Below are 23371 nucleotides of genomic sequence, written 5' to 3' on the forward strand. Positions count from 1 at the left end.
AAAAAAATTATATATTTGGGATTAATTTTGTCAAAGCAATAATAAATATGTTAAATTCTTTAATTATTACAAATTGTCAAAAGATGCTATAGATATCATTTTATGGACAAGGTTTAAAAATGGGGACAAAAATGCATTTGAAACTATTTTTAAAATCCACTATACTTCTTTGTTTTTTTACGGATACAAAATATCGAACTCAAAAACACTGACTGAGGATACCCTTCAAGACTTTTTTACCTATTTATATGAAAAGAGGGAAAGCCTTGACCAAGTGGTCAACATTCATTCCTATTTAATTGTTTCTTACCGAAGAAGGCTTTTTAAGGCATTAAACAAGAGGAACAAGGATATAAAGAAGATGGAAAAAGTAAAAAAACAAAACCAAATTCTGTTTTACGAGCAAGAATTACAGACCGATCAATATACTTTTGGCACAAAGAACTCCCAGTTAGTCATTTTACTCAATCAATTACCTGAAAGACAGAAAGAAGCTATTTTCTTAAAGTATTACAATGGATTAACGGTCAAAGAAATAGCGTCTATAATGGATATTAGCTACCAAAGTGTCTCAAACACCCTTCAAAAGGCATTTTCATGGTTGAGGAAAAAAGTTGACCACCAAAAACTTCTTCACATTTTAAAATAATTCTTTTTTAGAGGGTATATTTTAAATCCATGCGCCTCTAAGTATATAAAAGACCTTTATATGCTTTCAAAAGAGTTTAACACGATCGATGACTTTGTTTCAGATTCGTCTTTCGTAAACTGGGCCAAAAAGCAAAACCAAAATGATGTGGTCTTCTGGGAAGACTGGATTAAAAACAATCCGGGAAAAACAGAATTGGTCATTGATGCAAAAAATATAATCCTGGGCATTGCCTTTAAAAAAGAAAGTCTGCCACAATATGAGATCGATAAGGCTTGGAACAAACTTCCGATAAACCAAATAGACAGGCCCCTAAATAAATTCAACTGGGCAAAATATGTAGCCGTGGCAGCCTCTGTCTGTTTGCTTATTGCTTCTTATTTTTTCCTATCTCAAAACAACACCATCAATTATAAAACGGGATATGGACAATTGATGGCAGTAAATCTTCCCGATGGCACTGAAGTAATGTTAAATGCAAATTCAAGTATAACATTTGATGAGACCAGCTCTAGAAATATCATGTTGGAGGGAGAAGCCTATTTTAAGGTAGAAAAGAAAAAAGCATCAAACGCCAAATTCTATGTCCACACCAATGACCTTAGCGTAGAGGTATATGGCACCGAATTCAATGTAAATGCAAAACATAATAAGACCGATGTCACCTTGGATGAGGGCAACATTCAAATAAAATTGAAAAATGGTCTTATCAAAGCAATGGTTCCTGGTGATCAAATATCCTATTCGCAGGACACTGATCAAGTACTTAAACATAAATCCATAGAAAAACACCGACAGGTTTCATCATGGAAAGATGGAACCCTTGTTTTTGAAAACGCACTTCTTTATGAAGTAGTAAAAAGGATAGAGGACACCTATGGATTGAAGGCAAAATTTCTTGATGGGGAAAGCCCCAACCAAATTATAACCGGAGGTATTCCCACTAAAAACTTAATAATCTGCATACAAGCTATTGAAAAAGCTTCGAACACAATCATTACAATTGATAATGAAGAATTAACTATAAAAATGAAAAAATAACTCAACTAAAAATTTAAGTCATGGGTAAGCGTTTTAACATTAGAATTTTACTGATTATTTGCTTCTGTTTTATTGCCAACAATACATTGTGGGCAAAGAACATAAATGAAGTGGATGACCAAATGATCTCCCTTACCAATTTTTTGGTTCTCATTAGTGAAGAACACCAAATCTTTTTCACGTACAATCCCAATGAGATTTCAGACAAAAAATTGAATCCCAACGAATTTGACATTGCCAAACTAAAGAAAACTCTAGGTAAGCTAGAAAAGAAGGTTGAAGTAAACATCGACCATTTAGGCAATAGCTACTATGTTGTTTATACAGCATCGAAAAAAAACAGAGAATACCTTAAAAAAATCAAGGTGGATTTGATGACGGCAAAGAATACAGTCGATATTCAACACACAATCTCGGGAAAAATCACCGATAACAATGGGAATCCCCTAATAGGTGTAAATGTTATAGAAAAAGGCACCACAAACGGAACCACCACGGATTTTGACGGCAACTATACCATAAATGTATTGGATGAAAATGCGGTTATTGTATTCAGTTCCATCGGTTACAATAGCCAAGAAATCAATGCTTCAGGACAGAGTACCATAAATGTATTGATGGAGGAAGGGATTTTATTGGATGAAGTTGTCATGATCGGTAACAGGTCCAAACCAAGAACGGTATTGAACTCTGCAGTTCCGGTAGATAATATAGGAGTGGCGGAACTGATAAACACGGGACAACCTACCGTGGATAAAATGCTTACATTCAAAGTCCCTTCATTCAACTCAACAAACCAGACTATTTCAGATGCTACGGCACATTTTGATCCAGCAGATCTAAGAGGTTTGGGACCAAGTAGAACCTTGGTACTGATAAATGGAAAAAGAAAAAACCAAAGCGCCTTGGTCTATATTAACGACACACCCGGTAAAGGTGAGGTCGGGGTAGATCTAAAAAGTGTACCCGCCGCCGCTATTGAAAGAATAGAAGTCTTGAGAGATGGAGCATCCGCACAATATGGATCCGATGCAATCGCCGGTGTAATCAATATGGTACTTAAAAAAGATGTGGAGTACACCTCTGTCAATGTAAACTCCGGAGTTACTACCGAAGGAGATGGTTTTAATTTCGGAGCCGATTTGAACACCACATTGAACATTGATGATATCGGATATGCCAACTTAACATTTGCCTATTACCAACAAGATTTAACCAATAGAGCTGGTGAACCTGGAGAAGATGTACTTTTTGGTGTTGCTGCCGATGACCCCATGTGGTCAGGGTGGTTAAAGGATAATCCAGATTTGGGAATGACGGTCGGACAACCTGAGTCGAAAAGCATCAATTTAAGTTACAACGCCGGTATTCCGTTCAAAAATGGAAAAGGTGAGTTTTACTCCTTTGGAGGTTTTACTTATAGAAAAGGAAAGAGTTTTGCCTTGTTCAGAGCTCCTTACTGGGTTCCTGACCCTTTTAATCTTTTACACAGCCCCAATGAGGAATACAACGGTTTTCAACCAACTTTTGAAACCGATATCAGAGACAATAACTTTACGGTCGGGGTGAAAACAAAAGTACTTGGGTTTAATACTGATATCAGTGGTACACACGGAAGAAATGCGGTTGATTATGAAGTCAACAATAGTTTAAATCCTGCTTTGGGAGCAAGTAGCCCAACCTCATTTGACGTGGGGGCCTACACATTCGGAAACCTATTGGGCAACTTGGATTTTTCGCGAAGTTTTGGAGACTTAAGTTTGAGTTTCGGAGCCGAGATAAAAGAAGAACGTTTTACATCCAAAGCTGGCCAATCAGCATCCTATGTAGGCGGAGGCGTTCAGTCTTTTCCTGGTCTTCAGCCAAGCAATGTGGTTAATGAAAGCCGAAATAACTATGGTTTATACGGAGACCTAGAAGTAGATGTCACAGAGGAATTCCTTATCGGAGGCGCCATCAGGTATGAAGATTTTAGTGATTTTGGGGATAATACTTCCTGGAAAATTAGTGGAAGGTATCTTTTTGGCGAAGAAAAAGGCGCCATTCGCGCATCATACAGTACAGGTTTCAGGGCACCATCCTTACATCAAATTTATTTAAGCAATGTACAGACACTGGTTTCCGGTGGAACGGTTTCCAATCAGGGCACCTTTAACAATGTTGACCCAGTCATTAGAGATGGTCTTGGTGTACCTCAGTTGACCGCCGAAACATCAAAAAACATTTCCGCCGGAATCACATTTAGACCTATACAAAATCTTTCTGTTTCGGTTGACTATTATAATGTGAAGGTGGATGATCGTGTATTGTTTACAGGAGAGATTGGTTTTGATGGGGATGACGTCAATACTAATCCTGTTGAACAAATTTTGTTAGATAATGATATAACCAGCCTTAAGTTCTTTGTAAATGCTGTTAACACCGAAACTTCCGGTTTGGATGTTGTTGCCAATTACAGAAATATTCCTTTTGGCAATGGTACTTTAGAACTTAATATATCAGCAAACTTTAATGAGACCAAAATAGTTGATGAAATCAACACACCAACCTTATTGGCCCAAAATGGATATGATATTTTCAATCGCAAGGAACAGTCAAGGATTACTTCCGCCAGACCTAAATCGAAGATTCTCTTAGGGCTGGATTATGAAATTGACAAATGGAATTTCATTGTAAACAACACCTACTTTGGAGAAGTAAGTTGGAAACATGCAAACAATGGTCTTAATGGCGCACCACTGGGCCCAGGAGGCTCAAATCTTCCAACTGATGATGCAGCCTTTGATCAAACTTTTGCCGGTAAAATCCTTACCGATTTGATTATAAATCACGACTTCAGTGATAAGATTTCAGCCAGCCTTTCTGTAAACAACCTTTTAAATGTATTTCCTGATGAAATTGATACAAAAGGAGATTTTGTAACAGATTTAGGCGGAAGGTTTAGGTATCCTTGGGAAGTCAATCAATTTGGATTCAATGGAACTGTTATTAATGGAGGCCTTTCTTTTAAATTTTAACCTGTTTAGCTCGTTCAAAGGAATTGAATCTAAATCTATTAGGGAATTGAGTTTAGGCCCCTTCTTAATATTTTGACAATTTGTTTTAGAACTGTGTTTTATTTCTTTTAAAGCCAATAAAGTAAAGCTTGTTTATACCAGAAATATCTTCAAGAGATATTGAAATGTTCGAAGCTAATCTTTTGAGTTCAGTGATGGTTCTGTGCTTGTTTCTTTTGCAGCGGGAGCATAGGGGTAAGGAAGTTCGGCAGAACTTGAATGGAGATGTGATTTATAATCAAATTTTGAGATATTTGATTTAAAATACGCTCTAGTATGTTTTGACACGCTTTAGGATACGTAACTTGTCCAATGAATTCTCAATTAATTTATTGAGAATCAAAGATATATAGCAATTGTTCGATTCCAGGTGGGGACAAGTTCACTCGCTCCCTTTTAAAAAAATCAAAGTTATCCACATAAGAGGAAGTTATGAGCCCCCCGAATCCTCTCTTTTCAATATAATCATTATGATTTTTATATGGAATCTAAGAGATTTTGTGATATGAAATTGGCTAAATTTTCAACAGGGGGCTGGTAACAAATATCAAATTCATTATACCTCTTATTTGCGTGCAAATTGCGTGCAAATGAAAAAAGCTCCAAAAGTCTAAAACTCTTGAAGCCTTTTATTTACTAGTGGAGAATACCGGAGTCGAACCGGTGACCTCTTGCCTGCCAGGCAAGCGCTCTAGCCAGCTGAGCTAATCCCCCGTTTAAAGCGACGCAAAGGAAAGACATTTTTACAAGGTTTCAAAATAGAACTTTTTGCCTTTATGCTATTTTTTAACGCTTAGCACCAACACCGGAATAGGAACAAAAAATTCCGATTTTGGGACTGTATTTTTCTCCCAAAGCTTCTTGAAAAAACCTCGTTTTCTTCGAAAAACACAAAGCAAATTGGGCTGTTGTTTTTGAAAATGTTCCAAAACTCCCAAATACGTGGTGCCCTGTTCCGTTATGATTAGCTGTTCGCTTATATCCAAAAGTGCTGTGTTAACTTGCAAATCCTCTTCAGAATATCCTGGCCTTTTAACCAATAGCAAGTTTATTTTTGCCCTAAATTTATCTTTAATGGCAACCAAAGGGTTAAGCACCCTGTTCCTTTTTAGAATGCCTGACCCAAATGCAGTCAATATACTTTTGACCGGTTTAAATGCAGTTCCTTTTGGGACAATTAATGTTGGTATATTGGTTTGCTTTACAATCCTCCCGGTCGTATGTCCTAAATAAAGCTCCTCCTTAATGTCATTGCTTCGAGGAGCAATAATTATTAGGTCAATTCCCAACTCATTGTTTATGTCATTTAAACCATCAACAATATCACCATTATATGTGGCTATCTTCAGTTCTACATTTTTGGTATTTACCTCATCAATAACTTCCTTGATCTGTTCTTTGCTGCTTTTAGCAACTTTTTCCTTCACATTGGCCAAACTACCAGCAGCTGAAGAAACAGAAAACACATCCATAACAAAAACCTTTGCTCCAAAGTTGGAGGCAAAGTCAGTTGCATATTGTAGTGTCTCCTTTGAATTTGGAGATGTGCCTATAGGTACCAGTATATTATTCATTGTTTGGTGGTTATGATTATAGCTTAAATTTACAATTTAATTGAAACCAATTCATGATTAGACGTGCAAAGATATCTGAAATAGATGATATCCTGACCATAACCCGCGCCTGTGCGGACAAAATGATACAAATAGGAATTCATCAATGGAATGAACATTACCCTACCAAGAACGCCTTTTTAAACGACTTGAAAAGAGAAGAACTTTATGTAAAAGAGCATAAAGGAAAAGTTATCGGGGCAATAGTAATCTCCACACATATGGATGATGAATATGTACCTATCCAATGGCTTACCCCAAACGGAAACAGCACCTATATACATCGTGTTTGTATCCATCCAAACTACCAAGGAATGGGATTTGCACAAGAATTTATGGATTATGCCGAAGCATATTCCCGTAAAAATGACTTCGCATCCGTTCGGTTGGACACCTTTTCCCAAAACAAACGAAATCAAAGATTTTATGAACAACGGGGTTATAAAAGATTAGGAGATATTTTCTTTCCAAAACAAAGCGAACATCCTTTTCATTGTTATGAATTAGTGCTGTAACTTGCGCTGACTTTGAAAACAGTAGTCAATTTTAAGACCATAAACCAACTCGCGGTTCCTGCAACCATTTCTGGTATTGCAGAGCCTATTCTTTCCATTACCGATACGGCAATTGTGGGCAACATTCCTGTAGATGGACTTGAATCATTGGCCGCAGCAGGAATTGTGGGTTCTTTTTTGTCGATGCTCATCTGGGTTTTGGGGCAAACCCGAAGTTCTATTTCAGCAATAATTTCACAATATCTTGGAGCGGGAAAATTGGAAGAAGTAAAAAATCTCCCGGCCCAGGCTATTTTTTTCAATATCCTTTTAAGCATTGTGCTGTTGTTATCTACCATTTTCATTGTCGAAGAGATTTTCAGTTTGTTCGAAGCAAGTGGAAAAATATTGGAATACTGTATTTCGTATTACTCCATTCGTGTATGGGGCTTTCCGCTTACCCTATTCACCTTTGCCATTTTTGGTATTTTCAGGGGGCTTCAAAACACCTTTTATCCCATGATAATTGCCATAATTGGAGCGGTCCTTAACATTGTTCTGGACTTTATCTTCGTTTATGGTATTGACGGATTCATTCCTGCCATGTATTTGGAAGGGGCCGCCTGGGCAAGTCTTATCTCTCAAGCCGTGATGGCCGTTTTGGTTTTTATCCTGTTACTAAAGAAAACCGATATAAGCCTAAAACTTGTTTTTCCACTGAACAAAGAGCTCAAACGATTGGTTTTTATGAGCCTTAACCTATTTGTACGAGCTTTGGCCCTGAATGCCGCATTGATCATCGCGGTTCGTGAGGCCACCGCATTGGGCGATAGATTTATTGGCGCCCATACCATTGCCATTAACCTTTGGTTGTTTGCGGCTTTTTTTATTGATGGATACGGAGCTGCAGGCAATAGTATTGGCGGTAAATTACTGGGTGCTCACGATTACAAAGGACTATGGAAATTGGCCAAGAAAATAATTACCTACGGAATGGTGATCAGTATTGTATTGATGGCTTTTGGATTCATATTTTACAGACCAATTGGACATATTTTTTCAAATGAAACCGTCGTCTTAAACACGTTTTATGGAATCTTTTTTATTGTTATTCTAGGGTTGCCAATGAACACTTTGGCTTTTGTCTTTGATGGTCTTTTTAAAGGATTGGGCGAAATGAAATATTTAAGAAATGTACTTCTCACGGCCACCTTTTTAGGCTTTATTCCCACTTTATATCTTGGGAAATATCTCGGTTGGGGATTTGATGCCATTTGGATTGCTTTTGTTGTATGGATGATGATTCGGGGCTTGGCTTTGGTATGGAAATTTAGAAGAAAATTCAAACCCTTGGTGCAAAACAGTTAATTTAGTGTTCCATAATGCAGAGTTCAGAGTTCTGACAACCGACAATTGATAATTGATAATTGATAATTGATAATAATGCCCACAGACAGGATCAGCGGAAGTCTCTATACCAAGATTGAAAATCGAATCGCCACAATTGAATTTGGTCATCCGGCCAGCAATTCGTTTGTTTCAGAACTATTGGCGCGTTTGGCCAAGGAATTTGACAAGCTCTCAACAAATCCTGACACTTCTTTAATCGTTTTAAAATCCGAAGGAGACCGTGCCTTTTGCGCTGGAGCTTCTTTTGATGAGCTGGTCGCCATCTCAAATCTTGACGAGGGAAAAGCCTTTTTTAGTGGCTTCGCCAACGTAATCAACGCCATGCGAAAATGCTCTAAGCCCATTATTGGACGAGTTCAAGGAAAGGCTGTTGGCGGAGGCGTGGGTTTGGCATCGGCTTGCGACTTTGTTTATGCGACCGAAGCAGCATCTGTAAAATTATCAGAAATTTCTATTGGTATTGCACCTTTGGTCATCGCACCAGCAGTGGAACGAAAAATTGGAAAAGCAGGTTTAGCTGAACTTTCTTTATCCCCAACCGAATGGAAAAATGCCTATTGGGCCAAAGAGAAAGGTTTATTTTCCAAAGTTTTCAATTCTATTTCCGAAATGGACAAAGAACTGGATTTCCACACCCAAAAATTAGCGTCTTATAACCCTGAAGCTCTTACCATAATGAAGCAGATACTATGGGAAGGCACAGCACATTGGGATAAATTATTGATAGAACGTGCAGAAGAATCAGGAAGACTTTCTTTATCTCCAAATACTAAAAACGCATTGGAGAAGTTTAAGAAGTAATTATGATGGATATTCTTTCTTTGTTAAACAGTGATATCGTTTTTCCTTTAGTGGCTCTATTGGTCATTATTGTTTATATCGTTACCAGAATTCGTAACCGTAGAAAATTTAAGCGATAGCCAAAAGATTCCCTCTGAATGATTATTACCTTTGTATAATAAGGTGTTCTTATGGGGAAAATCAGAATTACCAAACAGTTCAACTTTGAAGCTGGTCACGCTCTCTACGGATACGATGGTAAATGCAGAAATGTTCACGGACATAGCTACAAACTCTCTGTAACCGTTATTGGCACTCCCATTTCAGATGCGAATCATGTGAAAAATGGGATGGTTATCGACTTTGGTGACCTTAAAAAACTTGTAAGTGAAGAAATAGTGGACAAATTTGACCACGCCACTATTTTTAATAAAAATTCCCCGCATATAGAACTTGCCAATGAATTGACAGAAAGAGGGCACAACATCATTTTGGCCGATTACCAACCTACAAGTGAAAATATGGTGCTTGATTTTGCGTCAAAAATAAAGGCAGGGCTTCCTGAGAACATTCAGTTACATTCCATTAAACTTCAAGAAACCGAAACCTCTTTCGCAGAATGGTATGCAACGGATAACTAAACCATTACCATATTCCCAAGAGGTAATTCTTATATTTACAGACCAATGAAAAACATGACCATTCCATCAGGTAAAAAAGTCTATTTTGCCAGTGACAATCATTTGGGTGCACCTACGCTGAAAGAAAGTTTACCGCGGGAGAAAAAGTTTGTAGCCTGGTTGGATTCCATAAAAGACGATGCTGCTGCCATTTTTTTAATGGGTGATCTTTTTGATTTTTGGTTTGAATACACGACCGTGGTCCCCAAAGGTTTCACAAGGACCCTTGGCAAACTTGCAGAGCTTTCCGACATGGGCATCCAAATCTCTTATTTCGTGGGAAACCATGATCTATGGATGAACGGCTATTTTGAAGAAGAACTCAACATTCCCGTTTACCATAAGCCGCAACAATATCGTATCAACAATACCTCTTTTTTCATTGGACATGGTGATGGCTTGGGGCCTGGTGACAAGGGCTTCAAACGAATGAAAAAGGTCTTTACAAATCCATTTGCCAAGTGGTTGTTTAAATGGTTGCATCCTGATTTAGGGATGCGATTGGGGCAACATCTCTCCGTGAACAACAAAATTATATCGGGGGATGCAGATGCTTCTTTTTTGGGAGAGGACAAAGAATGGTTGATTCTCTATGCCAAACGAAAATTAGAAACCCAACATTACGATCATTTTATTTTCGGACATCGCCATCTTCCCATGGAAATTAAATTGAACGAAAAATCAACCTATACCAATTTAGGCGATTGGATTTCCTATTTTACTTACGCTGTTTTTGATGGTGAGAAGTTGTCACTCAAAAAATTGGAAGATTAATCCTTTTCATGCTCCTCAATATCACTCTGAAGGTCCAGTTTTCTAAACTTTGGTGAAACTATAGCGGTTGTTCCGACCGTAAGCAAGGTCATACATCCACCAAATACTACTGCAGGAACGGTACCCAAAAGTTTGGCGGCCACCCCACTTTCAAAAGCGCCAAGTTCATTGGATGATCCTACAAAAATGGAATTTACCGAGGCCACTCGTCCTCTCATATTATCTGGAGTTTTTAATTGTAAGATGGTTTGGCGTATGATCATAGAAACGCCGTCCACTGCCCCACTTAAAAATAATGCTGCCACAGAAACCCAAAATAAGGTGGAAACTCCAAAAACAATGATGCTAATGCCAAAGGCAAATACCGCTAAAAGTAACTTCTTGCCTGCCTTTTTATGTAATGGGAACCTAGTAGACCCCAACATTGTAATGGATGCCCCAACCGCCGGTGCCGCCCGCAAAATTCCAAACCCTTCGGAGCCTACATGCAAAATATCTTGGGCGTAAATAGGTAATAGGGCTACAGCTCCTCCAAATAATACTGCTATCATATCCAAGGTCAAAGCTCCAAGAATGGCATTGCTGCTAAACACAAATTTCAATCCATCTTTTAAACTTTTTAGAACAGGTTCGCCTATGTTTGGATTCAGGATCGGCTTTCTTGAAATTTTTAGAAGAAAGAGCAAGGCTATCAATGAGAAAACCAAAATAACACACATGGACCAATGAACTCCGATCCATCCAATTAAAAAACCAGCTATTGCAGGACCCGCTACTGATGATAACTGCCATGTGGAACTACTCCAAGTTGCAGCATTTGGATAAATCTTCTTGGGTACGATCAATGCAATCAATGAAAATACTGTTGGTCCGATAAATGCCCTTACCAATCCACCAAAAAAAACCAAAAGATAGATGGCATATAAAATTGTTTTTTGGCTTACTGAAGCTTCCAAATCTGGGTCACTGATCAAAAACAGTCCCAGGCTTATTACTGAAAACCCCAAAATACACTTGATCAATAAATTGCGTTTTTCCTTTTGGTCTACAACATGACCAGCGAATAGGGCCATTCCAACAGCCGGGATTATCTCCATCAACCCAATTATTCCCAATGACAAAGGGTCTTTGGTCATGGAGTATACCTGCCATTCTATTACAATAAACTGCATGGACCATGCAAATACCATGGCAAAACGAACAACCAAAAAAATATTGAACTCCTTATATCGAAGTGCTGCGTATGGATCCATTTTTGGTTATCGAATATCTCGTAGTTTTAGTTGAAGGGTAATATTACCGTTCCATTTATTTTCATCTAAAGAAAAAACGGCATCAAAAGAATTTTGCGCTTTTACCTTCTCCAATTTTTGTCCCAAATTAAAACCAATTGCCGATTTTGGGGATGAACCATTTTGAACAACTATAAGTTTTAAATGTTTTTCATCTTCACCAACACCCCGTCCGTATCCAGTGTCACTCAATTTTTCAGCCATAAAAACCGGGGTCATATTTCCAGGTCCGAAAGGAGCAAACTGTTTTAAGATTCGCATCAATTTTGGATTGATCTGGTTTAAATCCATTTTCGCGTCGATAGACAATTCGGGTTCCAACAGCTTAGGGTCTATGGATTCTGCCACCACCTGTTCAAATTGTTTTTTGAAGTTTTCATATTGCTCCTCCAAAAGGGTCAATCCTGCGGCATATTTATGCCCGCCAAATTGCTCTATGCATTCAGAACATTTTTCCAGCGCATTATATACATCAAAACCTTTAACAGATCGGGCTGAGGCGGCCAACTTTTTCCCACTCTTGGTAAATACCAGTGTAGGTCGGTAATAGGTTTCGGTAAGCCGGGATGCCACAATGCCAATAACTCCTTTATGCCAATCTTTGTTATAAACTACAGAGGTGAATCGCTCTTCCTCATCATTATCTTGAATTTGTTGTAACGCTTCTTCAGTTATTTCTTTGTCAAGGTTTTTCCTATCTGTATTAAACTCTTCAATTTCAGCAGCAAACATTTGGGCCGTACTCAAATCCTTTTCTTTTAAAAGATTCACTGCATGTTGTCCATGCTTCATTCTGCCTGCGGCATTGATTCTTGGAGCAATGATAAAAACAACATCGGTTATGGTAAGCTCGCTCTTTTTGAGTTGATTTATGATAGCCTTAAACCCAATTCTTGGATTGGCATTAATCACTTTGAGTCCGTGGTATGCCAATACCCTATTTTCACCGGTTATCGGAACAATATCCGCGCCTATAGCTGTAGCCACCAAATCCAGATAAGGAATAAGGTCTTCTATGGTTTTTTCATTTCTTGAGGCCAATGCCTGAATCAATTTAAACCCCACTCCGCAACCACAAAGTTCTTTATAGGGATATGAGCAATCGACACGTTTTGGGTCCAAAATTGCTATGGCATCCGGCAATGTATCTCCTGGTCTATGGTGATCGCAAATTATAAAATCAACCCCTTTTGCCTTGGCATATCCTACCTGATTAATGGCCTTTACCCCACAATCCAAAGCAACAATCAACGTAAAATCATTGTCCGAAGCAAAATCAATGCCCTGCAACGACACTCCATATCCTTCGGAATAACGGTCCGGAATATAGGTGGCCACATTGGGATAATTTTCTTGTAGAAATGAGGATAAAAGCGCCACTGCAGTGGTGCCGTCCACATCATAGTCGCCATATACCAAAATGTTTTCGTTTTTAGCTATAGCTGATTCAATCCGTGCCACTGCCTTATCCATATCCTTCATCAGAAATGGGTCGTGCAAATGTGATAGTTCGGGACGAAAGAATCTTTTTGCCTCTTCATATGTTGAAATGCCACGCTGCAATAACAGATGGGTTATCAATGCATCAACATTTAACTCTTTGGAAAGGCGGTCAATTTCATTGGGGTCAGATTTGGGTTTTATGGTCCATCTCATAGGCGAAGTTCAAGTTCAGAGAAAAAGTTCAAGTTTAAATTCAGGGGGTTTTGTTTTTGATAATTGATGAGATGATTTTAACTAATTGCTCAGTTTCATCTAAAAGTTTGTTCTGAATTTGTTCTGAACCATAGTTGATCTTATTCAAAATTCTAAGGTTCACTCTTGATTCCTTCAATTCCTTTAAAACCAATGATGCTTTGAAACGGTAGTCTCTATTTGTGTTGGTTCCTTGACCTTCTCCAAAATTCAATGCTGCGCTGCCTCCAGACCTGAGCAGCTGATTTCCATAATATTGTCCTGTAAAATCTGAAGGCAGCCCTTTACAAAACAAAGTGATTTCCGCCGCCAATTGAACAAACCTATCCTCTAAATCAAACTTTTTGTTATCCATAATTGCTATGATTTGATTATCGAGGCTGAAAATGTATTTAAATGTAAGGAAATTCCAGTATTTGTACTTGAACTTCAAAAATTGAGCTTGAACTTGTGCTTACTTATGATGATAAATCAGCTGAACATCCAATTTGGCAAACCTTCTGAACATCTCCATAACACCGCAATATTTTTCAATAGATAAATCGACTGCTTTTTTGAGTTTGGCCTCATTCAAATTTGCGCCATAAAAATGATATTCGATAGTTACGGCATCGTAGTATTTTGGGTGTTCGTCTGTTAAATTAGCAATGGTCTCAATCGAAAAATCATCCACTTCCAATTTCATTTTTTTGATAAGCGAGGCCACATCCAATCCGGAACACCCAGCGAGAGATGAAAGCATTAGGGCTTTAGGTCTAAAACCAGCGCCATCTCCCCCACTTTCAGGGCCTGCATCTATCTTTAAATTAAGTCCTGATGGATTGTTGCTCTCAAAGGCCATTTCGCCCAACCATTTGGTCGTGATATGATTTGTCATGCTATTAAATTTTTGTTTCTTGTAGCCTTCAAAAATACGATTTAAAAACGCACATATGGCATTAGTAAAACCACTTGACCCCAACCACGACCCAGAAACCAAACAACTAGCTGAATTCTTTAATGAGACGCTTGGATTTTGCCCAAATTCTGTATTGACCATGCAGCATAGACCTGTAATTTCCAAGGCATTTATCAATATGAACAAGGCTGTTATGGCAAATGAAGGACGAGTGACTTCGGCTCTAAAACGTATGATTGCGTGGGTGAGCAGCAATGCCACCGGATGCCGTTATTGCCAAGCACACGCCATTAGAGCGGCAGAACGATATGGAGCAGAGCAAGAGCAGTTGGACAATATTTGGGAATACAGAACCCATGCTGCTTTTTCTGACGCCGAACGCGCTGCTTTGGATTTTTCATTAGCGGCCTCGCAGGTTCCAAATGCTGTTGATGCAGATATAAAAACACGTTTGTACGAACATTGGAATGAGGGTGAAATTGTAGAAATGCTTGGGGTGATTTCATTGTTTGGATACCTGAACCGTTGGAACGATTCCATGGGCACTTCAATTGAGGATGGTGCTGTAGAGAGCGCTGAACAATATCTGGAAAAAACGGGTTGGGAAAAAGGGAAGCATGACGGATCTAGATATTAGATTTGAGATATTAGAATGCTTTGCTTTTAGATTTCTTGACACAGACTTATGGCTGAACTTGAAAAAGAAACTGTAACAATTAATAAAAATCAGTATCTTTTTTAAAACTAGGTCATACACTATGATATCACGTTTTGTTCTTATTATTCTAATACTGTTTCAAACCAATCAGGTATTTAGTCAGACCTCTTTACAGCAAATAAATCTTAGCAATGGAAAACACAAAGTAGGGTTTCTCCATTATACCACTTCGGATAGTACCAGGACCTACAGTAGAATCTATGATTATAGCAACACTAAAATAGCAAGACCTATTCCAGTAAGTATATGGTATCCCGCCAATCAAAATACTGATGACATCAAACAGCTAAAGGTTTTAGATTACTTAAAAATTTTAAAGGAAGAAGAGGAATGGGAACACCTCCCTGATGAGCATATATTAAATTGGTTTAGTTATGCCAATACCCCTGCAAACCAAAATCACCTAAAAGAAAAAGCAACAGCTTATCCAAAACTGGAATTTGCCCACGGTAAATTCCCAGTGGTGGTCTATGCCCCAAGTCTCATGGCCTCTTCCATTGAAAATTTTGCCCTGTGCGAATATTTGGCCAGTCACGGTTACATTGTGATGGCAAGCCCAAGCCGAGGAACTGAAAATAGACGGTTTAGTAATAACGGTGCTAAAGAAATGGAAACTCAGGCAAGGGATGTGGAGTTTTTGATAAAGGAGGTTGCCAAACTTCCCAATGCCAATAGCAATAAAATTGCAGTAATGGCATTTAGCCTTGGCGGCCCTGCAAACATCATTGCCCAAACCAGAAACAAGAACATTAAAGCGGTTGTAAGTATAGACGGTTCGGAAAGGTATAGGTATGCACTGCTAAAAAAATCGCCATTCTTTGATGCGAGCGGAGTAGATGTTCCATACATACACATGGCCCAAAAGAGCATTCCAGAAAAAGTACTGAAAGAAGATAACATTGATGCTGAGCTCAATACTAAATTTGAACTGTATGACAGTATCTCCAAAAGCAGGGCGTTCCGATTAAGATTTCATGACCTGACCCATTCCTATTTTAGCACACTGGGGGTTCTTTTCCAGAATAGGGATAAAAGGCAGGACAAAAGCGATGCAGAAATCATGGAATCGTATAAATGGGTTTCCGTTTATGCCTTAAACTTTTTAAACGCCTTTTTAAAAGATGATGATACCACTTTAACGTTCATTGAAAACCAACCTTCAGACAACGGAATTAAAGAGGGTTTAATTTCCTATACTTCCAAGCAACCAAAAGGAGATACATTTTCCTTTCAGGATTTTAATGATCTGGCAGCAAAGCAGGACTACAAAAACCTTATGGAACTATATCTTTCGGTCAAGGAAAAAAACCCTTCTTTTCAGCTTCCAGAAGGCAATTTAAACACTCTTGGATTGCAACTCGTTTTTAATCCTGAGACTTCAGAACAAGGCATAAATGTTTTCTTGTTGGCAGCGAAGCTTTATCCTGATTCCGCCAATCTATTTGATAGTTTGGCCGAAGGCTACCTGTTTATGGGAAACAAAGGAAAAGCCATTGAAAGCTTTAAAAAATCCTTGGAGTTGAATGCTCAAAATCAAAACGCGATCAAGCGATTAAAACAACTTGAAAAATAGTGTTGTGATCAGGCTAACTTTGCCAAGAGTCCTATTTCTTGATTTACATCAATATTTGTTGATTGTTTATAGCTGAACTTTGACCCAATCAAAAAACGAGCAGTTATGGCAAGTTTACTTCTTAGCCCAGAAAATCAAATTCAGCGCCTGAACTACATTATAAATAAGGTAAAAACGCTACAAGAACTGGAGCTTTCGCAATTGACCACTGCTCCAAACCTAAAGTCATGGAATATTGTAGAGGTCCTAGAACATTTGAACATTGCTTACGGTATCTACATGCCCAGACTGGATGAAGCCTATACCAAATTACCAGCTATTGATTCTGGCCCTTCGGAATTTAAGGCCAGATGGTGGCAAAAAATTGTGATTGCCGGTCAGCGACCCAAAAATGGTGTTCGCAAATGGAAAATGAAAACCCTAAAACGTTTTGAGCCTTTGTTGGACAAGCAAACGCTGACCCCAGAAAAAATAGACACCGTTTTTGAGACCTTTTTTACCTGTCATGCCCATTTAAAAGAAGCCATTCTTAAAAGTAGAAATAAGGATGTGACCCAGGTGAAGATTATTTCGGCCATTGGGCCCATTGTCAATTTTTATTTACCGGAGTGTTTTGAGTTTTTGCTCTGCCATATGGAACGGCATATGCTGCAGATTGATGAGATTTTAGGGGAAACGGACTTAAGTTTTTAGAAATTGTTTAATTTTTTGCCACAGTTTGACCTCTCTCTGGTTCACCTCTCTCTGTTAATACATCGTCTTCATAGTAATTGGTAAATTGGGCAGGCAGCCCAATTCCATTAAGATAGCTGGGTGTATTTTGTAAATGATAATGCAAATGTGGGCCAGTAGAGTTTCCACTATTTCCTGCTTTCCCCACTTCCTGTCCTTTAACAACTGTATCCCCAATAGCAACTGTTATAGTGCTTTTTTTAAAATGTGCCAACATAGAGTATTCGCCATTTAAATGGTCTATTATAATATAATTGCCCGCAAGATTACTATCATTAATATCATTATTTACAGTACCTGAAACATAATTATCATCAATGTTATTTTCCAGGGCTATTATTTTCCCATCGGCAGGAGCATATAAGCGCTTTCCAAAACAATGGTGACTTTCATTTTTACTACTATCCCCTGAAAAACTACTTCCATCAATCACTACAGCAATATCATAAGCATACCTTTGACCTGTACCCCGAGTAATAAAATGATGTCCTCCGTTTGAGTGTGTTCTGCCGCCAACAAACACATACCATTCTTCCTCAAAAGGTAGTTCTAAATCTGTTTTTGTTTGGTAATTTAAATAAGTGTCTTCATCCAATTTTCCTTCATCACCAATTAAAGTATCCGAGCAAGATGTTGGTATTGAAATTAATAGAAAGTAAAAAACATAAATTATAGGTAAGTTACATTTCATGATTAAAATTTAAAATTAATGCCCACGTTGACCTGATGTTGCAATTCTCTGAATGCATTTGGTATTTGAAGTCTATTGTATTTAAAATCATAGCTTAGACGTAAGCCAAAATTGTTTGAGATTGAATACCCATATTCCAAATTCCACAGTGCGCTCTGATAGCGATTTAATAAATACGCATCTAAGCCAAAATCTCCCCTAAGTCTTAATATGACTAAAGGAATGGTTAGTTTAGAAGTTAAATATTGTTTTTTGCTCAACTGATATGTAAATCGGGTTGCTATGCCCAATTCTTGATCTACTAAATAATAATTATCTCTGTATAAAGAGGCAGTAGTTTGAGATTGTAATCCTATGTGTGTAGAAAAAAAGCCTTTATTAAAAATTTGTTTTAAATACGAAAGCCCCAACCCAATTTTAGAATAGTCAGTATTTAGTTGTGGAATTGCGGCTGATTTTAATTCTGTGGTTAAATAGTCGACCTGTATTTCAAATAAATTTTCATTTCTACTTTTACGCTCATAGTTTAACCTATAAAACAGGCCATTATAATCATAACGAGATACCGGCGCAAACTCTAAATTCTTTAATGAGCCCGAATTGAAGCCCGTTGAGAATTCTACATTATTGTTTTTAGGATTTGCATCCTTTTGAGAAAATCCCTTGGTGTAAAAAAGAATGAAAATTGGAATTAGATGTAGTAGTTTTATTTTCATAAATGGTGGTTTATAGCCCCCCAAACTATGCGCATTCCATTGCAATCATTCTTAAATTATATATAATTAGGTTTTTATTAACCTATCAAACTGCGTAAGGGAAGATTTTTAATACTCAATAACGAACCCCGCGGTCTCAACTGTGCTCAGTCTGGCAAGTGGTTTTACATCCTAAATCATAATGGCTATTTTTAAAGAAATTTCGCTACTTGTATGAATGATGAAGCTTTTCTTCACTTAAAGGCATTTTTTCCTCAGGTTGCTTTGACCGAACAAGAAGAACATCATTTTAAATCATTATGGTCGGTAAAGACGTTTAACCAATATGACCTTATCACCGAAGCCGGGAATGTGGAGCGGTATTTTTATTTTGTGCTGGAAGGTGTACAGGCCATTTACATTTTGAACGAAAAAGGTGAAAAGGTGGTTCTTGGTTTTTCGTATTCGGGAAGTCCCTCCGGAGCTTTTGATTCTTTTATCAAAAAACAGCCTTCCGACACTTTTCTCGAGGCATTGAAACCTTCAAAAATGGTGGCTATTTCGTTCAAGGATTACCAAAGCTTGTTTGAAAAACACCCGGATTTTTATGCGTGGGGGCATGAATTCTTTCAGCAAATATTATTTGGAAGGTTGCACAGAGAAGTTGAGCTGTTGACCTTATCCGCAGAACAACGCTATAAAACCTTTATGCAGCGTTGCCCCGATGAGCTAAAAGTGATTCCACAAAAATATTTGGCCTCTTACCTTAACATGAAACCGGAAACGTTTAGTCGGTTGCGGGCCAGTGCTTCGTATTAAAGATTCAATTGTTTTGAAATATGCTCCTGAAGTTTCGGAATTACCTCAACTTCAAACCACGGATTTTTGCTCAACCAGAATCGGTTTCTGGGAGAGGGATGTGGCAACACAAAATATTCAGGTGCGTAATTGTTATAATTTCGAACGGTCTCGGTCAAATTTCTTTCCATTTTGCTCCCTAAATAATAACGTTGGGAATATTGGCCGATCAAAATGGTCAGTTTTATGTTAGCCAATTTTTCCAAAAGGGAATTATGCCATTGCGGAGCGCATTCGGAACGTGGTGGTAAATCTCCGGTTTTGCCCCTTCCCGGGTAACAGAACCCCATGGGCATCTGGGCAATTTTGGTTTCATCATAAAAGGTTTCATCGGTAACGCCCATCCATTTTCTGAGTTGTTTTCCACTCTGATCATCCCAAGGAACACCCGTTTGGTGCACTTTTGTTCCTGGTGCATGGCCAATAATCAGAATTTTAGCATCTGGATGCCCCGCCACTATGGGCCTTGGACCTAAAGGAAGGTGATCTATGCACACTTCACACTTACGAATATCGGAAAGTAGTTGTTTCATATTTTTAAATCCATAGGAATTTACCTAAAAACAAGAAATACCCCAACTCAACGTCGAGGTATTTCATCACACAACCTATCATGAAAACTCTAGTTATAGGTATTCTTCAGTTTGCTCCAATTAGTGTTCGCAGTGTTCGCCAATTTTTTGTGATTGTTTTCTGCCAACCATAGTTGCTGTGCATCCAACTCTAAATTGTACAGATATAAAAAGTATTTGCCATCCTTTACTATGAATTTATTGGGGTCTGGTCTAAACTTGGCACCAGCATACATTCCAAAGGCGCAAAAACCACCATACTGAGGTAAATATTTGCTTGGGTTCTTCTCAAACTTCTTCTTTTGTTCGGCGTTAGTGAAGTAATACACCACTTTGTTATGCTCAGATTTATGTTCTTTTAAACCTTTTTGGGCAATTCCCAAATCCAAATAAGATACTGGGCTATAGCCTTGTAAGGCTATGTTACTGTTGTCAATATTATTTGATTTTTTATCCTGCGCAAAGCTGATTGAACTTATTGCTAAAGCAAAAAGGATTACAGTTGTTTTAATTGAATGTTTCATTGTTTTGTTTTTAATAAATGTTTGTATGTTGTTTTATAATTCTTCTTTTGTTGCACTAAGGGAAACCACGGTAAAAACAACCGCTGCATTCACCCAATAATAGTGTGCGTCCAACCCTTGAAAGTCAAGGGCAAAAGGGATTACCATAAAGGCTATTGCTACCGCTAGATCGATTGTTAAATGACCTTGAAAAGGTATGGTTCGTAATGCTCCTAACTTATAATCCGTCAAAGCACTTACTACCAAGACTGCGGTTCCTGCTATCACTGATATCCAAAGGGCCAAATTGTTGGTTCCACCGAGCCCTAGTAAAAAGGGAGCCAAAATCAAACCGATCCCGGCTGAATAATCGGCCACGCCGTGTAGTGTTGGAGAAATACATCTGAACTTCATTTTACTGAGCGTTGAAATATTCTTCCTGGATTACTTCTCCGTTATCGTTCCAGATACGTCGAATGATCTCGTGCCAGTAGATTTTACTGTCATCCTTCATGTTGAAATCGAAAGTGAATTCGGAAGCCGATACATTTCCATCCACAATGGTGTGGTGATGGGTAATACCGTTCACTTGGGCAATCGCTCCTGCGAAGCCTTCCATTTTTTCGACCATTTGTTGTTTGTTTGTGGTCGCTAATCCATTGTAGTCAGACGTTGTTGCGTCTTCTGCAAAAAACTGTTTTACTGCATCTACAATGGCTCCTTTGCCTACAATGCCATCCATTTCGGTGGCTAATGATTTAATATCCATTACTGTTATTTTTAATGATTAAACAAATTTTAGTTTGTAATTACATTGCAAATTTCAGCAAGGGAGGTCGGGAAAGACGTACAAAAAAGACGCTAAGAATTGTACTTTTTGGTTCTGTAATCGGTAGGAGTGCTCCCTGTATAATTTTTAAAGAAGTTCGAGAAGTGGTTTGCCTCTTCAAAACCCAATGCAAAGGCCACTTCTTTTATGGGTGCATCTTGATTCAACAGTTTTTTTGATGTTGAAATCAACTCGTTTCTGATCAACTGCCCCAGTGACGCGTTCATTTTGGTCCTCGTTTTTTTGGAAAGCGCCTTTACAGAAAGATTCATTCTATCGGCATAAAAACCAAGGGAACGCTGCTCAGTATGATAGGTTTTAAGCAATTCGATAAGGTTTTGGGCAAAGGTGTCCCTGTTTTCGTAATCAAAATCGTTTCGAAACTGGAACGGGGTCATTCCTGTGGTGTTCTTAAATACCCTGTTAAAGTATGCAGGGTCATTGTAACCGGTTTCATAGGAAACCTCCTGAATGCTCTTATCCGTAAAAACGATTTTCTTTTTGCCTTCCATCAATCTTTTGTTGGAAATCAATGTTTTGACGGATAAACCAATTTTATCTTTAATTAAAGATTGGGCATCATACCCCTTTTCAGTCATTATTTTGGTAAGGTCGTTGTTGGTGAAATTACCATAGTAGTTTTCGTCAATAATATCTTTAACATCGAAAATAATCTGATATTCTTGCTTGCTTGCCTTAAACGGATTTTGCCAATACCATTGTTTTGAGGAAATATCAATGATTTCTGACGTGTTCTCTGAAAATACCGTGTTGGACAGATATCTTTTACACTCTTCACATTCGTTAAAGTTGATATACCCCAAAGAAATCAAATGCTTAAAAAGTACTCGAACTTCTTTCTTTTCAAAAATGGACTTGTTGGGAAACTCAATTTTTCTGACTACAAAATCATCCGAAAAGAACTTGATATACTGTCCTTTTTCCAAATAAATGGCCTTATCATGCCAATCGTTGTAGTTCTTAAAATCGACCTGAATCGTCCCTGAACCTGAAATAATATGAAACAGTGTGTACTTGTTGATAAAGTACACTTTGTTTATCTCTGGATATAGTTTTTGTACCACTTTGGCTTTTGGTTATTGCCAATGTAAGTCGGAAATGTAGTGGTTAACTAACAGTTTATGCCTTTCCGCCGACCACAATAACGAACTCACCTTTAGGTGGTTTGGCAATAAAGTGATTCAAAACTTCCGTAACGGTTCCTCTAATAGTCTCTTCATACATTTTTGTTAATTCACGTGAAACTGAAACAGCTCTTTCCGCTCCAAAATATTCTACAAATTGGGTCAATGTTTTGATCAGTTTATGTGGGGATTCGTAAAATACCATGGTCCTTGATTCTTCGGCCAGCATTTGCAGTCTTGTCCGCCGGCCTTTTTTAATAGGAAGAAATCCTTCAAAAACAAATCGGTCATTTGGGAGCCCACTGTTTACCAAAGCGGGTACAAAGGCTGTGGCCCCTGGCAAACACTCTACTTCAATATCATTTTGGGCACAGGCTCTAGTCAATAAAAACCCTGGGTCAGAGATGGCCGGGGTTCCGGCATCCGAAATCAAGGCCAGAGTTGCGCCACCTTTTAATTTTTGCACGGTTGCCTCCAATTGTTTGTGCTCATTGTGCATATGGTGGCTTTGCAATGGTGTAGCAATATCAAAATGTTTCAGCAATTTTCCACTGGTGCGGGTGTCTTCCGCCAAGATCAAATCGACCTCTTTCAGCACTTTGATAGCTCTGAGAGTGATATCTTCCAGATTTCCAATAGGTGTTGGAACCAAATACAATTTTCCCATAGGGCC

The 23371-nt window shown here is 38.3% G+C and carries 25 protein-coding genes and 1 tRNA gene; 12 read left to right on the forward strand and 14 right to left on the reverse strand.

Annotated elements, in window-relative coordinates:
• The first annotated feature begins 73 nt into the window (after nt 1-73).
• From IAG46_RS10015 to IAG46_RS10025, 3 genes are read left to right on the forward strand one after another with little or no spacing between them, the layout of a single operon-like run.
• Nucleotides 74-649 (forward strand): RNA polymerase sigma factor, encoded by a 576-nt coding sequence (locus IAG46_RS10015; RefSeq protein ID WP_190810216.1) that lies wholly within the window; start codon nt 74-76, stop codon nt 647-649.
• 60 nt (nt 650-709) lie between these two features.
• Nucleotides 710-1690: a FecR family protein gene (locus tag IAG46_RS10020; protein ID WP_190810217.1), complete on the forward strand. Its 981-nt coding sequence runs from the start codon at nt 710-712 to the stop codon at nt 1688-1690.
• A gap of 20 nt (nt 1691-1710) precedes the next feature.
• Nucleotides 1711-4707: a TonB-dependent receptor gene (locus IAG46_RS10025; RefSeq protein ID WP_190810218.1), complete on the forward strand. Its 2997-nt coding sequence runs from the start codon at nt 1711-1713 to the stop codon at nt 4705-4707.
• Between the two features lie 679 nt (nt 4708-5386).
• Here the strand turns inward: IAG46_RS10025 and IAG46_RS10030 are convergent.
• Both IAG46_RS10030 and IAG46_RS10035 read right to left on the reverse strand, forming a co-directional pair.
• Nucleotides 5387-5460: transfer RNA gene (locus IAG46_RS10030), tRNA-Ala, on the reverse strand.
• Between the two features lie 65 nt (nt 5461-5525).
• Entirely contained in the window at nt 5526-6320 is a 795-nt protein-coding gene (locus IAG46_RS10035) for a universal stress protein (RefSeq protein WP_190810219.1), read from the reverse strand.
• Nucleotides 6321-6373: 53 nt separating this feature from the next.
• Here IAG46_RS10035 and IAG46_RS10040 point away from each other — a divergent pair, with 53 nt between their 5' ends.
• The 5 genes from IAG46_RS10040 to IAG46_RS10060 all read left to right on the forward strand — a co-directional run bounded on the left by IAG46_RS10040 (nt 6374) and on the right by IAG46_RS10060 (nt 10497).
• Complete coding sequence (locus IAG46_RS10040; protein ID WP_190810220.1) at nt 6374-6874, forward strand: GNAT family N-acetyltransferase; 501 nt, start codon at nt 6374-6376, stop codon at nt 6872-6874.
• Nucleotides 6875-6886: 12 nt separating this feature from the next.
• Nucleotides 6887-8221: an MATE family efflux transporter gene (locus IAG46_RS10045; RefSeq protein ID WP_190810221.1), complete on the forward strand. Its 1335-nt coding sequence runs from the start codon at nt 6887-6889 to the stop codon at nt 8219-8221.
• 75 nt (nt 8222-8296) lie between these two features.
• Entirely contained in the window at nt 8297-9064 is a 768-nt protein-coding gene (locus IAG46_RS10050; protein ID WP_190810222.1) for an enoyl-CoA hydratase/isomerase family protein, read from the forward strand.
• Nucleotides 9065-9234: 170 nt separating this feature from the next.
• Nucleotides 9235-9684: a 6-carboxytetrahydropterin synthase gene (locus IAG46_RS10055; RefSeq protein ID WP_190810223.1), complete on the forward strand. Its 450-nt coding sequence runs from the start codon at nt 9235-9237 to the stop codon at nt 9682-9684.
• A gap of 45 nt (nt 9685-9729) precedes the next feature.
• On the forward strand, nt 9730-10497 hold the full coding sequence (locus tag IAG46_RS10060; RefSeq protein WP_190810224.1) for a UDP-2,3-diacylglucosamine diphosphatase: 768 nt from the start codon (nt 9730-9732) through the stop codon (nt 10495-10497).
• On the opposite strand, the gene IAG46_RS10065 is transcribed toward IAG46_RS10060, so the two are convergent.
• The 4 genes from IAG46_RS10065 to IAG46_RS10080 form a co-directional block, all read right to left on the reverse strand.
• A complete protein-coding gene (locus tag IAG46_RS10065; RefSeq protein WP_190810225.1) occupies nt 10494-11750 on the reverse strand; it encodes an MFS transporter in 1257 nt (418 codons plus the stop codon). The genes IAG46_RS10060 and IAG46_RS10065 overlap by 4 nt on opposite strands.
• A 6-nt stretch (nt 11751-11756) precedes the next feature.
• Nucleotides 11757-13445 carry a single-stranded-DNA-specific exonuclease RecJ gene (recJ, locus tag IAG46_RS10070; RefSeq protein ID WP_190810226.1) on the reverse strand — a complete coding sequence of 563 codons (1689 nt, stop codon included), beginning with the start codon at nt 13443-13445 and terminating at the stop codon, nt 11757-11759.
• Between the two features lie 40 nt (nt 13446-13485).
• Nucleotides 13486-13839, reverse strand: a complete 354-nt coding sequence (locus tag IAG46_RS10075; RefSeq protein ID WP_190810227.1) for a four helix bundle protein — start codon at nt 13837-13839, stop codon at nt 13486-13488.
• Nucleotides 13840-13938: 99 nt separating this feature from the next.
• Nucleotides 13939-14361 (reverse strand): OsmC family protein, encoded by a 423-nt coding sequence (locus IAG46_RS10080; RefSeq protein WP_190810228.1) that lies wholly within the window; start codon nt 14359-14361, stop codon nt 13939-13941.
• Nucleotides 14362-14416: 55 nt separating this feature from the next.
• Here IAG46_RS10080 and IAG46_RS10085 point away from each other — a divergent pair, with 55 nt between their 5' ends.
• The 3 genes from IAG46_RS10085 to IAG46_RS10095 all read left to right on the forward strand — a co-directional run bounded on the left by IAG46_RS10085 (nt 14417) and on the right by IAG46_RS10095 (nt 17366).
• Nucleotides 14417-15019 carry a carboxymuconolactone decarboxylase family protein gene (locus IAG46_RS10085; RefSeq protein WP_190810229.1) on the forward strand — a complete coding sequence of 201 codons (603 nt, stop codon included), beginning with the start codon at nt 14417-14419 and terminating at the stop codon, nt 15017-15019.
• 121 nt (nt 15020-15140) lie between these two features.
• Entirely contained in the window at nt 15141-16673 is a 1533-nt protein-coding gene (locus IAG46_RS10090) for an alpha/beta hydrolase (protein WP_190810230.1), read from the forward strand.
• A gap of 105 nt (nt 16674-16778) precedes the next feature.
• Nucleotides 16779-17366, forward strand: a complete 588-nt coding sequence (locus IAG46_RS10095) for a DinB family protein (RefSeq protein WP_190810231.1) — start codon at nt 16779-16781, stop codon at nt 17364-17366.
• A gap of 7 nt (nt 17367-17373) precedes the next feature.
• Here IAG46_RS10095 and IAG46_RS10100 read toward each other — a convergent pair whose 3' ends face one another.
• Nucleotides 17374-18096, reverse strand: a complete 723-nt coding sequence (locus IAG46_RS10100) for a M23 family metallopeptidase (protein ID WP_190810232.1) — start codon at nt 18094-18096, stop codon at nt 17374-17376.
• Between the two features lie 2 nt (nt 18097-18098).
• Nucleotides 18099-18812: a hypothetical protein gene (locus IAG46_RS10105; protein ID WP_190810233.1), complete on the reverse strand. Its 714-nt coding sequence runs from the start codon at nt 18810-18812 to the stop codon at nt 18099-18101.
• A gap of 213 nt (nt 18813-19025) precedes the next feature.
• Here IAG46_RS10105 and IAG46_RS10110 point away from each other — a divergent pair, with 213 nt between their 5' ends.
• The gene (locus IAG46_RS10110) at nt 19026-19610 is read left to right on the forward strand and encodes a Crp/Fnr family transcriptional regulator (RefSeq protein ID WP_190810234.1); all 585 of its coding nucleotides are present in this window, start codon (nt 19026-19028) and stop codon (nt 19608-19610) included.
• Here the strand turns inward: IAG46_RS10110 and IAG46_RS10115 are convergent.
• From IAG46_RS10115 to rsmI, 6 genes are all read right to left on the reverse strand, one after another.
• The gene (locus IAG46_RS10115; protein ID WP_190810235.1) at nt 19607-20182 is read right to left on the reverse strand and encodes a uracil-DNA glycosylase family protein; all 576 of its coding nucleotides are present in this window, start codon (nt 20180-20182) and stop codon (nt 19607-19609) included. The two genes, IAG46_RS10110 and IAG46_RS10115, sit on opposite strands and share 4 nt — an antisense overlap.
• 89 nt (nt 20183-20271) lie before the next feature.
• Nucleotides 20272-20745: a YHS domain-containing (seleno)protein gene (locus IAG46_RS10120; RefSeq protein ID WP_190810236.1), complete on the reverse strand. Its 474-nt coding sequence runs from the start codon at nt 20743-20745 to the stop codon at nt 20272-20274.
• 33 nt (nt 20746-20778) lie between these two features.
• Nucleotides 20779-21138: a hypothetical protein gene (locus IAG46_RS10125; protein WP_190810237.1), complete on the reverse strand. Its 360-nt coding sequence runs from the start codon at nt 21136-21138 to the stop codon at nt 20779-20781.
• A gap of 1 nt (nt 21139) precedes the next feature.
• Entirely contained in the window at nt 21140-21493 is a 354-nt protein-coding gene (locus IAG46_RS10130) for a hypothetical protein (RefSeq protein WP_190810238.1), read from the reverse strand.
• A 92-nt stretch (nt 21494-21585) separates the two neighbouring features.
• Nucleotides 21586-22638 (reverse strand): AraC family transcriptional regulator, encoded by a 1053-nt coding sequence (locus IAG46_RS10135; RefSeq protein ID WP_190810239.1) that lies wholly within the window; start codon nt 22636-22638, stop codon nt 21586-21588.
• A 55-nt stretch (nt 22639-22693) separates the two neighbouring features.
• A complete protein-coding gene (gene rsmI, locus IAG46_RS10140) occupies nt 22694-23365 on the reverse strand; it encodes a 16S rRNA (cytidine(1402)-2'-O)-methyltransferase (RefSeq protein WP_190810240.1) in 672 nt (223 codons plus the stop codon).
• Nucleotides 23366-23371: the final 6 nt, after the last annotated feature.

Source organism: Flagellimonas sp. S3867, from assembly GCF_014698935.1.
Classification (GTDB): Bacteria; Bacteroidota; Bacteroidia; order Flavobacteriales; family Flavobacteriaceae; genus Flagellimonas.

Coding starts and splice junctions, on each gene's coding strand:
- IAG46_RS10125 (WP_190810237.1), bottom strand. CDS start 21,138: ATGAAGTTCAGATGTATTTCTCCAACACTACACGGCGTGGCCGATTAT.
- IAG46_RS10060 (WP_190810224.1), top strand. CDS start 9,730: ATGAAAAACATGACCATTCCATCAGGTAAAAAAGTCTATTTTGCCAGT.
- IAG46_RS10115 (WP_190810235.1), bottom strand. CDS start 20,182: ATGAAACAACTACTTTCCGATATTCGTAAGTGTGAAGTGTGCATAGAT.
- IAG46_RS10050 (WP_190810222.1), top strand. CDS start 8,297: ATGCCCACAGACAGGATCAGCGGAAGTCTCTATACCAAGATTGAAAAT.
- IAG46_RS10065 (WP_190810225.1), bottom strand. CDS start 11,750: ATGGATCCATACGCAGCACTTCGATATAAGGAGTTCAATATTTTTTTG.
- IAG46_RS10105 (WP_190810233.1), bottom strand. CDS start 18,812: ATGAAAATAAAACTACTACATCTAATTCCAATTTTCATTCTTTTTTAC.
- IAG46_RS10110 (WP_190810234.1), top strand. CDS start 19,026: ATGAATGATGAAGCTTTTCTTCACTTAAAGGCATTTTTTCCTCAGGTT.
- IAG46_RS10095 (WP_190810231.1), top strand. CDS start 16,779: ATGGCAAGTTTACTTCTTAGCCCAGAAAATCAAATTCAGCGCCTGAAC.
- IAG46_RS10075 (WP_190810227.1), bottom strand. CDS start 13,839: ATGGATAACAAAAAGTTTGATTTAGAGGATAGGTTTGTTCAATTGGCG.
- IAG46_RS10100 (WP_190810232.1), bottom strand. CDS start 18,096: ATGAAATGTAACTTACCTATAATTTATGTTTTTTACTTTCTATTAATT.
- rsmI (WP_190810240.1), bottom strand. CDS start 23,365: ATGGGAAAATTGTATTTGGTTCCAACACCTATTGGAAATCTGGAAGAT.
- IAG46_RS10080 (WP_190810228.1), bottom strand. CDS start 14,361: ATGACAAATCATATCACGACCAAATGGTTGGGCGAAATGGCCTTTGAG.
- IAG46_RS10085 (WP_190810229.1), top strand. CDS start 14,417: ATGGCATTAGTAAAACCACTTGACCCCAACCACGACCCAGAAACCAAA.
- recJ (WP_190810226.1), bottom strand. CDS start 13,445: ATGAGATGGACCATAAAACCCAAATCTGACCCCAATGAAATTGACCGC.
- IAG46_RS10020 (WP_190810217.1), top strand. CDS start 710: ATGCTTTCAAAAGAGTTTAACACGATCGATGACTTTGTTTCAGATTCG.
- IAG46_RS10120 (WP_190810236.1), bottom strand. CDS start 20,745: ATGAAACATTCAATTAAAACAACTGTAATCCTTTTTGCTTTAGCAATA.
- IAG46_RS10025 (WP_190810218.1), top strand. CDS start 1,711: ATGGGTAAGCGTTTTAACATTAGAATTTTACTGATTATTTGCTTCTGT.
- IAG46_RS10055 (WP_190810223.1), top strand. CDS start 9,235: ATGGGGAAAATCAGAATTACCAAACAGTTCAACTTTGAAGCTGGTCAC.
- IAG46_RS10090 (WP_190810230.1), top strand. CDS start 15,141: ATGATATCACGTTTTGTTCTTATTATTCTAATACTGTTTCAAACCAAT.
- IAG46_RS10130 (WP_190810238.1), bottom strand. CDS start 21,493: ATGGATATTAAATCATTAGCCACCGAAATGGATGGCATTGTAGGCAAA.
- IAG46_RS10040 (WP_190810220.1), top strand. CDS start 6,374: ATGATTAGACGTGCAAAGATATCTGAAATAGATGATATCCTGACCATA.
- IAG46_RS10035 (WP_190810219.1), bottom strand. CDS start 6,320: ATGAATAATATACTGGTACCTATAGGCACATCTCCAAATTCAAAGGAG.